Below are 13719 nucleotides of genomic sequence, written 5' to 3' on the forward strand. Positions count from 1 at the left end.
AAAATTTCCTATCTTCTACTGTTGTTTTCTTTCAAGTTCTTTAAGATCAATTCTTGCAATTCATTTAAGTCAATATCGTACAAATCAGATAAGACGAATAACAATTCTCCATCGACAATCTTATTCTTATCAGTTTCAATTGCGCTCAAAACTGAAGTGGATGTTGAAAAATTATAGTTACTTTTCACGTTATCAACCACTTGTTGCAAAGTTAATTCTTTAAAGAATCTCTTAGTGCGTAAATATCTTCCAATAGTCATCATATGTCAAATACAACCTATACCTTTCATATATGATATTTTAACCTAAAATATGACTTTTTCCAAAAAACTTATTGAAAAATTAGTAATTCTAGATTAACATGAAATTGTTCCTAAATTAAGGAAAACGATTTAAATAGGGGAAATCAAATTTATTATGTACAATAATCAATATTTAAAGGCTTACTTTACACTTAAAAAAATTAAACAGAGCGATATCGCCGATTTACTCGGTAAATCCACATCGACCATTCGAAGAAAGAATGACGATCTTGGTTTCACTCAGAAGGAGATTTTACTCATTCATAATAAATATAATATTCCTATAGAAGCGTTTTTCTATGACAATACTGAAAATAAAGATAACAAAGATTTCTTATAGAAACCTTAAAATAATAAAAATAAACAAATTATTCTTGGAATAATTGCATTTATTATTATAGGCTTATCAGTGTCATATACTCCAGAATTTAACATCATAAATTCAATAAAAAATGTCGTTGACTCGAAATTATACGAGAAAACGGCATTTTTTTGTTTTTTAAAGAGTGTCGCCTTCGGGTGCGAGAAATTTTGGCTGCTGTGGGGACCGGCCGGAGCCAAGGTCTCCAACCTCGATTTTGAACTTCGAGAAGAACGCTCGAATTTCAAAAGTCGTCCCGTGGTGTAATGGCTAAAGCCATAACATCACCTGCACTGCGGCCAAAATTTCTCGCACCCGAAGGCTAGTGTATTAGTTTTAGGCAGTAATAGTCTAGATGATTTGTTGCAATGTGATTGATTCACTAAAGGAATTACTATTGTTATCAAAATAATATACTTGAAAAGTATAAGTTACCGATTAAAGCGTTTTTGCTTTTGAATTTTGACAACATAAATAATATTAATCCATATCAATAAATCAAAACACCAGCCGAAGGGGGCGCCTGATAAAATCAGCAGTGGCGGTGGAGTTAGTGCTTTAGTACTTACTCCACAGGACGTATTTTGAGATTCGCGGTCTTTGCGAAGCTCAAAATCGAGGGTCGAGACCTTGGCTCGAGCCGGTCCTCACAGCGGCTCAGCATGGTTCCACCTTCGGCGGACTCCCCAAAAAAACTAAAATTTTTCATATTTGTTATAAAATCGTTTATAATAATCGTGAGGAAGTTTAAACATGTTCGTGACATTACCAGTATTGAGGCAAAATACTTTTTGATTGGATGATGAGAAGATGAAATTTTGCGTAGATACAAATGAGAAGAACAGTTGGTATATCGGGACTAATGATTATGGTTCAAAAATGATCAATAAATTTGAAACTGTAATGTTTCAGGGCAATGGCTATATGGGGATGAGGGCTGTTGCTGAAGAGAAACAATTGCACGAACAACGTGACATGTTCATTTCGGGAACGTTTGATGCTTTCCCAAATGAAGTAACTGAATTACCTAATTTGCCGGACTTAATCAATCTGGAGATTAAAGTTGATGGTCAGCCACTTTGTTTGAAAGATGGTTATGTTGAAAACTATCATAAATCTTTGAATTTGAAAAATGGCGAGTTGACTCGAACATTTGATTGGATTATCAATAACAAGGCAGTTCATTTTAATTATCGTCGATTTATTTCGATGTATGATAAACATCTTTTCGTTTCTCAAGTGGAAGTTTCTTCGGCTCAAGATGAGCTTAATGTTCAATTAAGTTCGGGGATTGATGGGCGTCAGTCTAATGATGAATCGCAGCACTTGATGGAAGGCGATAAGCGTCTTTATGATGGGCAATATATTCAGATGCAGGCTGAAACACAACAGTCACACATTGATTTTGTCTTTAATGTACGGCATAAAATTTATGTTGATGAGGTTTTATTGAGTGATAAACCGTATATCAATATGAGTCGTCGTCAAATTTTTGGTAATTATAATGTTGATTTACAAGCGGGTCAAACGTTAACTTTTATCAAGTATGCCAATGTTTATACGAGCATTGATCAAGACGCAGATCCAAATAAATTGACTGACGATTCGGTGGCCGCTTTGAAACGTGCCAGTCTGTCGAACTATAACGAATCACTTCAAAAGTCAGATCGAGTTTGGAATCATAATATTTGGCAGAAAAATTATGTTCAAATTGATTCTGAGGATGAAAAACCACAAGTAGCAATTAATTTTGCTCGTTATCAGTTGGCGGCGAATACACCGCTTGATCCACGAATGAATATTGGTGCTAAGGGTATCACGGGTGAAGGTTATAAAGGGCATACGTTCTGGGATACAGAAATATTTATGTTGCCATATTATACTTTCACAATGCCTGATGTGGCTAAAAATTTACTAACATATCGTTATTTGGGTTTGCAAGGTGCTCATAAAAAAGCACAAGGTAATAACTATCAAGGAGCCCAGTTCCCATGGGAAGCGGCTGATCCAACTGATGGTGAAACGGCTCCACTTTGGGGTTCGGCTGATATTGTGACCGGCAAGCCGATGAAAATTTGGTCGGGATTTATTGAACAACATGTGACGAGTGATATTGTCATTGCTATTATGGATTATTTGCATGCCACGGGTGACCAAGTTTTTGCGGATGATATGGGTTATGAAATTATTTTAGACGCTGCAAAGTTTTGGAGTAGTCGTCTCGAATATAATGAAGAACAGGATGTTTATGAAATTAATGATGTAATTGGACCGGATGAGTATAAGGAGCATGCTGATAACAATGCATTCACAAATTACACTGCTCAATGGTGTATTCAAAAAGCTATCAAAGTTTACAATCTCATCAAAGAAGAAAATCCCGAATTATATCTTAAATTAAGTAATAAATTGAATTTAGAAACAACTTATGAATCCTGGATCAATCAAGTTAATCGGATTTACGTGCCTCAACCAAATATTGAAGGCGTAATTCCAGAAGATGATCAATATTTATCATTGAAAAATGTTGATGTTTCTAAATTCCAAGTTAATGATCAAATTAGTACCATTTTCAAAACATATAATTTATCGCAAATCAATCAGATGCAAATTACCAAACAAGCTGATGTTTTACTATTAATTTATTTGTTTGAAAATATGTTTGATGACAATATTAAACAAAGCAATTGGAATTACTATGAGCCAAGGACAACCCATGACTCCTCATTGTCACAATCGATTCATTCAATTTTGGCAAGTGATTTAGGGCTAAATGATGAAGCTTACAAATTTTATGAAATGTCATGCGAAACCGATTTAGGAATTCATATTGGTAAAGCTATTCGTGGATTGCATATGGCAGCTTGTGGTGGACTTTGGAACATGACTGTTGAAGGCTTTGGTGGCGTCAGGATTGATAATGGCAAGTTAAGAATTGAGCCACATTTACCAGCTAGTTGGAATAGTTTGAAATACCAGATAAACTGGCAGGGAAGCACGGTCCGTGTTGGTATTGATGGTGAAAAAATGTTTGTCCAGGTTATAGGTGATGGGATTGAGTTCGTTAGTTATGGCCGGGAGTATCAAGTTCCAGCTAATGGCAGTCTTGAAATTGAATTACCAGTTGAAGAAACTGTTACTGATTAGTTGTTTTGTCGGAAGATCAATATTAATTTATTGGTCTTTTTTTTATATGCCGCATTCGGGCGCAAAAAATTTAGGCTGCTGTGGGGACCGGCTGGAGCGCAAGGTCTCCAGCCTCGATTTTGAACTTCGCAAAGGACGCGAATTTCAAAACTCGTCCCGTGGCATAAGCACTAAAGTGCCAACGCCACCTTCACGGCAGCCTAAATTTTTTGCGCCCGAATGCTAGGTTATTGGTTTTATTTAGGATGATTGGATGGAATAAAATGGTAATCTATTTTGAAATTGATGTAAGCGCTATATGTATTAATGGTCTAAAATGTAGTACATATTAACGCGTAGTGCTAGTTGTTTTTTTGATTACGGATTTAAAATCAAAATATACTCCGTATCCTATAATTCTAGTCATCAACGACATAGTAATACTTAACATTATTACTATCGATTCAAAAACAAAGAATAAATTAGCCGGAAAGAGCAAGAATTTTGGTCGCTGTGCAAGTGGCGTTAGGGATTTATCCCTTACACCACGGGACGACTTTTGAAACTCGCGGTTTTTGCGAGGTTCAAAATCGAGATTCGAGACCGCTTTTTGGCTCGAGTCGGTCCCCATAGCGACCAAAATCTCTTGCTCTTGGAGGCGGCCACCACGCGTATAATTAAATGAACAACGATTTGGAGGAAATGTTTATGGCAAATGTAGTGATTATTACTGGTATATCTTCAGGAATGGGGCGGGCTGCTGCTTTATATTTCAAGAAACAAGGTTTTGAAGTATATGGGGGCGCTCGTCGGGTTGAACGTTTGGTTGATTTGCAGGAGCAGGGGATTCATACGCAAAAATTGGATGTGACTGATAAGTTGTCTGTCCGTGGATTGGTGGACCATGTAATCAGTGAAGAAGGCCATATTGATGTTTTGATTAATAACGCGGGTTATGGTGAATATGGTCCTTTAGAAGAAGTGCCAATTGAAAATGCTAAACGTCAGTTTGATGTGAATTTATTTGCGGTTGATCAAATAACGCAATTGGTTTTGCCATTCATGAGACATCAAGGTTCTGGTCGGATTGTTAATATTTCCTCGATAGCAGGTGATATTTATAGTCCATTAGGTGGTTGGTATCATGCTACCAAAGCTGGCTTGAATATGTGGAGTGATGTTTTAGATAGTGAGGTTCATCGCTTTGGGATTCGCTCAGTTGTGGTTCAACCAGGATTGACCAAGTCAGAGTGGAGTACGATTGCTTTGAATAACGCACGGAAAAATCTATTGGATGATTCTCCTTATAGTGATTTGGTAGATAAGTTGGAAGATATGTTTGGAAAAATTAACACTGGGGCAACTTCAGAAGAATTGGCAAAAGTTTTTTATCAAGCAGCAACCGATGTTCGTCCTAAACGGAGATATTATCATTCAATAGTTGACCATGGCATGGTAGTGATTGCACGTTCAATGCCTAATACTTATCGAGCCGTGTTAAATAGATTGATGAAATAGTTTTTACTACAGGTTTAAAAATTCTAGACATATCTTATTCCTTAGGAATCCTAATCATTATTGATACAAAAAAGTAACCAGATTTATACTCTAGTATTCCAATATGTTTTAAAGCAAAGAATAAACTAGTCGGAAGGAGCCAGAAAATTAGGTCGCTGTGAAGGTGGTGTTAGCGCTTTATCGCTTACACCACAGGACGACTTTTGAAATTCGCGTACTGTGCGAAGTTCAAAATCGAGATTGGAGACCGCTCTTTGGCTCCAATCGGTCCCCATAGCGACCTAATTTTCTGGTTCCTGGAGGCGGCCCATTTCAACTTTTATTTTTTTAAAGACAATCAAAACGTAAAGAATAAATTGCGTTTTGATTGTCTTTTTTCAATTAAGTAATTATATTATGGGTAATTATTTATATGTGTTTAAACATGTATAAAAACAAAAGAGATGGTATACATGCTATTTGGAATCTCAACTAAAAAAGATGACGACTGGTGGATTGGCGTCACAGCACTTGATACACCTCATCTGAGTAAATACGAATCATTAATGTTTCAAGGTAATGGTTATTTGGGAATTCGTGGTTCATTGGAAGAGCATTATTTGAATGAGAAGCGAGATATGTTTGTTCTGGGAACTTTTGATAAGTTTGAAAATGAAGCTACTGAATTACCTAATTTGCCTGATATTGTTAATATTGAAATTCAAGTTAATGGAAAATTGTTGAGTCTGAATCACGGCGAAACGACCGACTATCAACGTGGTTTGAATTTGCGCAATGGTGAAATTATTCGATCATTTAATTGGCAGAATGGTAAAGACAAGCTTCATTTTGAGTTTCGGCGTTTTGTCTCGATGTCCAATTGTCATTTATTTGTGTCACAAGTAAAAATTACGCCACTGTCAGAAAATGTTCGTCTTCAAATTAAATCTGGAATTGATGGTCAACAGACTAATAGCGGTACACAGCATTTTGTTGAAGCCAACAAACGACTTTTTAATGCGCGGTTCGTGCAAATGCAGACACAGACCCAAAATTCGTTGGTAAAGTTTGCTTTAACTGAATACCATCGTCTCTTTTTAAATACTTCTGAATTGATTTTGAATCCACGCTTACAGTTGGAAAGACGTCAAATTTTTGCCAATTATTCAATCGATGTCGAGAAAAACAAATGTCTGACTTTTGTTAAATACGCTGATGTTTTTGCTAGTAATGATAAAGATTTACAAGTAAATGTTTCAAAGGATTGCTTAAAACAACTGGAGCATGTGGGACGGGAAGATTATCAGAAATTGTTGGCTGATTCCACTCGAGTTTGGGAAGATAAAATTTGGCAAAATAGCTCTGTTGAGATTTCTTCACACAATAATAAACCTCAAATTGCTGTGAACTATGCTCGTTATCAATTGTTTGCGAATGTTCCACGTGATTACAGTAAAAATATTGGTGCCAAAGGGATGACTGGTGAAGGTTATAAAGGTCATGCTTTTTGGGATACAGAAATATTTATGATGCCTTTTTTCATGATGAATATTCCATCATATGCGCACAATTTATTGATTTATCGTTATTTGAATTTAATTGGTGCTCAAAAGAAAGCTCGTCAAGGTGGTTATCATGGAGCCCAATTTCCTTGGGAAGCTGCGATGCCAGAAGATGCGGAGTCGGCTCCTTTGTGGGGCAGTGCCGATATTATTACTGGAGAACCGATGAAAATTTTGTCTGGTGAAACGGAAATTCACGTAACTGGTGATGTCGCTTTTGGCGTTTATCAATACATCAAAAATACTGGTGATCAAGAATTTGCTAGGCGGATGGGTTATGAAATAATTTTACAATGTGCCAAATTCTGGGCTAGTCGTGTATCTTGGAATGTTTCGATTGATCAGTTTGAAATTATTGATGTCATTGGTCCTGATGAATATAAAGAGCATGCTTCAAACAATGCTTTTACTAATTACATGGTGCATTGGTGTATGCGTAAAGGAGCTGAAATTATCACTCAGTTGAGACGTGATGATTTGATTACTTACGACAAATTGGATAAGAAAATGGATTTGAGCAAATTATTCAAGGAATTGATTTTGAAGACGTCCAAGTTATATTTACCAGAACCCAACAATAAAGAAATTATCGCCCAAGATGACAACTATTTGTCCTATCCTAGAATTAACGTCGATAAATATCGAGCCTCAGATAATGTTTCGGAAATTTTTCGTGATTTTGACTTGAAACAATTGGATAAGTTGCAAGTAACTAAGCAAGCAGATGTGTTGCTATTACTGTTATTATTTGAAGATGATTTTTCCAAAGATATTATTAAGAAAAACTGGGATTATTATGAGCCCAAAACAATCCATGACTCGTCATTGTCATTTTCAACCCACGCAATATTGGCGAATGATATTGGATTGTACAATAAAGCATTTGAATACTTTGAAAAAAATTGTCAGATTGATTTAGGCACAAATATGAATTCTTCAGTCAAAGGGATTCACATGGCTGGCTTGGCAGGAACTTGGAAAATTGTTATTGAAGGTTTCGGAGGTATCAGAACTGGAAAAGAAGGCTTGCAAATTCAACCACATATTCCTAGCACGTGGAACTCGTTGAAGTATTCGATTGTCTGGCAAGGGAAGAGAATTAAAGTACTAGTTACGCACACCAGCTTTTCAGTTACTTCTGATGAAAAATTCGAGTTCAGTTATCACGACCATAATTATCATGTTGAACCGAAAGAAAAAGTTTTGATAGCTATTTAAAATAAAAAGATGTGGATAAATTTTTATTATCCACATCTTTTTTTGCTGTCTTTTGTAAAAGTAACCAAGTTTAAGCAAGAATCTTTTGATTATATCTACATCTTTTTTGTGATTGTCACTTTGAAGCAATTATTCACATAAAAAGAAACCTATACACTAGCCTTTGAGAGCAAGAAATTTGGGTCGCTGTGCAGGTGGCGTTAGCGCTTTAGCGCTTACACCACGGGACGAGCTTTGAAACTCGCGTACTTTGCGAGGTTCAAAGTCGAGGTCTGAGACCTTGGCTCAGACCGGTCCCCATAGCGACCAAAATTTCTTGTTCTCAGAGGCGGCATCCTCTCTAAGAGTTTCTTATTTTAACCTTATTCAATCATCAAGACCCCAGCATAGTAGGGATGCTATAACTTATATATGCTTTTGATAACCAAACAATAATCAAGCAACAGAGGTGAACTTTTGGCACAAGTTAAAAAGAAAAAATATCTTTATGAAGTGGATTTGATGCGGGTGCTTTTTATCGCCGGTGTGTTGTTGAACCATACGACAACAGCTTTTAAGAATAATGTAAGTAACGGTTCCGGAAGTGAATTATTTTTAGAAGCAACACATTTAGCACTTCATTTTACCAGAATGGGTTTTATGTTTATGACCGGGCTTGTCTTGGTATTGAATTATTACAATAAAGAGCCACACTGGTTCAACTTTTGGAAGAAACGATATATCAGCGTTGGAATTCCGTATATCGGATGGAATGCCATTTTAATGTGGTTTGCCACGATTACGGCTGGAGTTGCCTTAAATTGGCCGGATTACTTTAGAAATTTATTTGATGCAATTATCCATGGTAACAAATACTACATGTATTATATCTTGGTCACGTTTCAGTTATATCTAGTTTTTCCACTAATTGTCACCTTGTTCAAAAAGTTAAAGAACCATCATGTGGCAATCTTAGTCGGTAGTGCGTTGATTCAATTGCTATTAGTGATTGGCATTAAGTATTGGTTACCAGGTGTTGATCGTAGTGGTTGGTGGTACTTATTTAGAGCTTACGGTATGAACATTTTAGTTTATCAATTCTACTTCATTGCTGGAGCTTTTGTTGCTATTCATTACGACGAAGTTGACCGTTTTATTGAAAAAAATCATCGAGTAATCGGTTGGTCAACACTCGCTTTAGCAATGGGAACGGTAGCTTTATTTTTTGGTAATCAACAAATTTTGAAATTGAGTATGAGTGCTACTGAATCGATTCATCAGCCATACATTTTCATTTACGACACGTTCATGATTGCCTTTGTTTTTTGGATTGGACGGCAATATGCACATGCCAGAAAAACGACTTTTCCTAAGTGGCTCGATAAAATAATTAAAAATATGTCAAAAGTTTCGTTTGGGATTTATTTAACGCAAACTATTCCCATTACTTTATTGTACGGAATATTAAGTGTTATCAAATTACCTTCAATCTTGATGTTGTTCTTGCTACCTGTTGGCTATGCGTTCGTATTAAGTGGAGCGTTTTTAATCTCCTGGTTCTGCTACAAAGTACCACCATTTGGGGTATTAATTGGACGACCACAGTGGCACTTCAGTAAAACGCGTCAAGAAATCAAAGGAGTAAAAGAGAATGTCGAAAATAACAAATCAATTAAACAAACAATTAGAGAATAATATGAATCAATTAATCATTAAAGATGAAGCCAGTCAGCGCTGGTTTAACGGCTATGAAATTGCAGATGATGTTAGAGCATTAAGAGAGGAGTTTTTAGAATTACATATAGGATATGGCGATGTGGTATTAGTATGTCTACCAAATACGGCTGCTTATCCAGTGATTACACAAGCCTTGTGGGAAGTTGGAGCGGTCATGCATCCAATTGCAGCAACGACGCCGGAACTGGAATTACAACAAGAGTTGAATGAACATGACTATGTGGCCTCAATTGTTGGACAAGAATTAGTTAATGCTGTATTAGATGACCATTTGGCTATCGTAACGTCGTTACATTTACAAACATATCATTTGCTACATATCATTCGCGACCGGAACTTAATGGGTCATGATGCGAGAATTCCCGATGAGGATGATTTGGCATTGATTATGAATACTTCGGGAACAACTGGAAAACCCAAACGGGTTGGTTTAACACATCGCCTTTTGCTGAATGGCGTTGAACATGATATTGAAAGTCACCAAATGACGACATTAGATACGACGATGGTTGTTATGCCAATGTTTCATATTAATGCCCAGGCAGTTTCAATTCTTTCAACCAGATTGTCAGGTGGCAAAATCGTAATTACTGATAAATTTAGTGCTTCGAAATTTTGGAATCAAGTCCGTGATAATAATGTGACGTGGGTATCTGTTGTACCAACCATTATCAATATTTTGTTAATCAATCAACGAGCTAATGCCAGTTATCGAGATAATATTAAGTTACGTTTTGTCAGATGTTCGTCATTTGCGTTGCCGCTAGATAAATTAACCGCCTTTCAAACGAGATTTCATACACAAATTTTAGAAGGTTACGGGATGACTGAGACAGCCAGCCAATGTACCATCAATCCCTTTAACGCTCCTAAAGTTGGTTCAGCCGGTAAAGCTTATGAAACTGAAGTAGAAATTATGAATGATGGCAAACTAGAGCGCTCTGCTAATAAAATTGGTGAAATTGTCGTCCGTGGTGACCATGTTATTAGTGATTATCTGGATCCACATCCAGATTCATTTAAGAATGGTTGGTTTTTAACTGGCGATATTGGTTATCTCGACAACGATGGCTATTTGTTCGTGAAAGGTCGAAAAAAAGATATTATCAATCACGGTGGTGAAAAAGTAGCTCCAGCTCAAGTTGAAAATGTTCTTAGCCAATTGAATTTCGTCAAAGAAGTTTCAGTCATTGGAACACCTGATACGCTTTATGGTGAGGCAGTGACAGCAGTTGTTATCAGTCATGGACAACAATCAGAGACCTTGGAACGTCAAAAAATCATTGCCCATGCAAAAGCAACACTGGCTAAATATGAGCAGCCAACCCGAATTTTCTTTGTCGATGATTATCCTCGTAATGCAACTGGAAAAGTCATCCGTTTAAAATTACGTGAACAAATCATGTCAGAATTAACTAGGAGTGTCGGATGAGCAAAAAACAGAGAAAATTTAAAAAAATAATTGTCAGTCTTGTTTTAATGTTTTGGGCCATGATTGCCATTTACGGATTCAAGCAAACTGATGCTGGTGCCGCTAGTTCGGATTTACAGACTGTGACCATTGGTTATCAAAAGGGTGATCCGTTTGATATTGCTAAGCAACGTGGTGAGTTTGTTAAAAAGATGAAGGCTAAGGGTTATAAGGTAGTTTGGAAAGAATTTTCGGACGGAAGCTCTTTGATGCAAGCCTTAAAAGCCGGTAGTGTTGATTATGCTAGAACTGGTGATACTCCACCGGTTTCCGCTCTTTCAACTGGAACCAAATTGACTTATGTCGCGGCTGGCTCATCCAAAGCTAAAGGTTCAGGAATCTTAGTTAAAAAGACCGCCAATATTTCATCAATTAAAGATTTGAAGGGTAAAAAGGTTGCTTATACTAAAGGAACCAGTTCGCAATATATGCTATTAGCGGCTTTGAAAAAAGCTGGTTTGAGTGCTAGTGATATTACTTGGGTCAATATGGATCAATCAAGTGCCAGTGTGGCTTTCTCTAAAGGAAAAGTTGATGCATGGTCTACTTGGGACCCATATACTTCGCAAGCTGAAATCACCCAGAATGCTAAAGTATTAACCGATGGTGTCGGTATTACTAACAACCGTGATTATGTCTTGGCAATGGCCAGTTATGCCAAAGAAAATACCGAAGTTTCTAAGTATTTGATTAAATATTTAGAAGAGGATATGGTCTGGGCTAATAATAATCATAGTAAGTTGATTACGATGATGAGTAAGTCATTGAAAGTTTCAAAATCAGTCGTCAAGAAGATGGTCGACCGGAGGACTTACGGAATTAGTGCCATGAACAGCACCTATGCTAAAGAAGAGCAACAGATTGCTGATTTGTTCTATGAAGAAAATTTAATTGAAAATAAAGTCACGATTAGTGATTCAGGAGATTACAAGTAATTAATAAATTAAGTAATGAAAGTCGACTTAAAAAGTCGGCTTTTTTGTATTTACTAAATGTTGGAAGTTAAATATGCCGCCTCCAGGAGCAATAAAATTAGGCCGCTGTGGGGACCGATTCGAGCCAAAGCGCGGTCTCGAATCTCGACTTTGAACCTCGCAAGAACCGCGAGTTTCAAAGCTCGTCCCGTGGTGTAAGCACTAAAGTGCTAACGTCACCTTCACGGCGACCTAATTTTCTGGCTCCTTCCGGCTAGTGTATTCTTTACTAAGTCGTGAATAAATTGGAGTATTACATTGTAGAATTGACTATTTTTGTGTCAATAATGGTTAGAGTACCAAGTATATTTATAATCTTTCAACCTTTAGTAATAAAAGTTGACCATTAAATAATTTCATAGATACCTTCAAAATTAGTCTATAACGGTGGCATAATGGGTATTAACTGCTTTACATTGCAAAAGCAACCGTCAGGTTCTCGGCAAAAATCAGCGTTACGCATACAATTGGAATCAATCAAGGGGGACTCGATTATGAGAATCGGTGATCAGTTACAAAAACAACGAAAGCTACATGATATGTCACAAAATGAATTGGCAGATAAATTGAATATTTCGCGTCAGTCAATCTCAAAATGGGAGAATGGTGCGACGTTACCAAGTTTTAGTAATGTGTTAGCGATTAGTGATTTGTTTGATGTTTCCTTAGATGAATTGATTCGAGGGGATGAAGAGCTGATGAACAAATTTGAAGATGACAAAATAAGATTAAGTAAAACGGAAACAATTTTTACGGTTGGATTGTCGCTAGTTTTTGTCGGATTGATAATTATTTATAGTAGCGGGATTTCTGTAAGCAGCATCGATTATTGGTTACCGGCGGTTCAACTGGTTGGCTTTTTTGGCTTTGTTTTTAATATTAAGTGGAGTGCTTTTAATAAGAGCCTAAATAAGAAGGCTGTTTTCTTTGGGATTTTATTCTTGGTAGCATTTATGATTCCATATATTATGCATGAGGTGCCGGATATCTTAAAAGGTATGAGTGAAGGTCAGAGTTATTATGATAATTCTTATAAGTAACTTGAAAAGAGTTTGGGACAAAGCTACTGTTGCAGCATAAGTGTGGAACAAAATATAGCTTTTTTTGCTTAAAACAAAAATGGCACCAGCAATCCAAAAGTGGTTCTTTCTCAGCTTTGATTATAGAAGCGAATATAAAAAAGGCTATATATTTTTTCTTGGTATCACATCCAGAAAAATATATGGCCTTTTGATTACGTTCAATTTCAAATAATATAGCACTCATTTATCGAATCAGTTAGTTACAATGTATAAAAAAACAACAAATATATTAGTCTCTGGGTGCAAGAAATGTTGGCAGCAGTGAAAGTGGCGTTATGGCTTTAGCCATTATACCACGGGACGAGTTTTGAAATTCGCGCACTTTGCGAAGTTCAAAATCGAGGTTCGAGACCTTGGCTCGAACCGGTCCCCACAGCGCCAACATTTCTTGCGCACAGAGACGGCAACTA

The 13719-nt window shown here is 36.7% G+C and carries 9 protein-coding genes; 8 read left to right on the forward strand and 1 reads right to left on the reverse strand.

Features of this window, described 5'->3' with window-relative positions:
* Positions 1–8: 8 nt before the first annotated feature.
* Entirely contained in the window at positions 9–263 is a 255-nt protein-coding gene (locus D1B17_RS01380) for a hypothetical protein (RefSeq protein WP_120143546.1), read from the reverse strand.
* 154 nt (positions 264–417) lie between these two features.
* Here D1B17_RS01380 and D1B17_RS01385 point away from each other — a divergent pair, with 154 nt between their 5' ends.
* The 8 genes from D1B17_RS01385 to D1B17_RS01420 all read left to right on the forward strand — a co-directional run bounded on the left by D1B17_RS01385 (position 418) and on the right by D1B17_RS01420 (position 13267).
* Entirely contained in the window at positions 418–642 is a 225-nt protein-coding gene (locus D1B17_RS01385; protein WP_120143544.1) for a helix-turn-helix domain-containing protein, read from the forward strand.
* 831 nt (positions 643–1473) lie between these two features.
* Entirely contained in the window at positions 1474–3810 is a 2337-nt protein-coding gene (locus D1B17_RS01390; RefSeq protein ID WP_137432081.1) for a glycoside hydrolase family 65 protein, read from the forward strand.
* A gap of 687 nt (positions 3811–4497) precedes the next feature.
* Positions 4498–5307, forward strand: coding sequence for an SDR family NAD(P)-dependent oxidoreductase (locus D1B17_RS01395; protein WP_120143535.1), 810 nt, complete (start codon positions 4498–4500; stop codon positions 5305–5307).
* A 452-nt stretch (positions 5308–5759) separates the two neighbouring features.
* Positions 5760–8066 carry a glycosyl hydrolase family 65 domain-containing protein gene (locus tag D1B17_RS01400; protein WP_166806591.1) on the forward strand — a complete coding sequence of 769 codons (2307 nt, stop codon included), beginning with the start codon at positions 5760–5762 and terminating at the stop codon, positions 8064–8066.
* Positions 8067–8522: 456 nt separating this feature from the next.
* Positions 8523–9740, forward strand: coding sequence for an acyltransferase (locus tag D1B17_RS01405; RefSeq protein ID WP_240704424.1), 1218 nt, complete (start codon positions 8523–8525; stop codon positions 9738–9740).
* Positions 9697–11214: an AMP-binding protein gene (locus D1B17_RS01410; protein ID WP_120143531.1), complete on the forward strand. Its 1518-nt coding sequence runs from the start codon at positions 9697–9699 to the stop codon at positions 11212–11214. Before D1B17_RS01405 ends, D1B17_RS01410 begins: the two co-directional genes overlap by 44 nt.
* Positions 11211–12188: an aliphatic sulfonate ABC transporter substrate-binding protein gene (locus tag D1B17_RS01415; protein ID WP_120143529.1), complete on the forward strand. Its 978-nt coding sequence runs from the start codon at positions 11211–11213 to the stop codon at positions 12186–12188. The genes D1B17_RS01410 and D1B17_RS01415 overlap by 4 nt, the downstream gene beginning before the upstream one ends.
* 533 nt (positions 12189–12721) lie before the next feature.
* A complete protein-coding gene (locus D1B17_RS01420) occupies positions 12722–13267 on the forward strand; it encodes a helix-turn-helix domain-containing protein (protein WP_166806592.1) in 546 nt (181 codons plus the stop codon).
* Positions 13268–13719 lie beyond the last annotated feature (452 nt).

It is taken from the genome of Companilactobacillus zhachilii, from assembly GCF_003606365.2.
GTDB lineage: Bacteria > Bacillota > Bacilli > Lactobacillales > Lactobacillaceae > Companilactobacillus > Companilactobacillus zhachilii.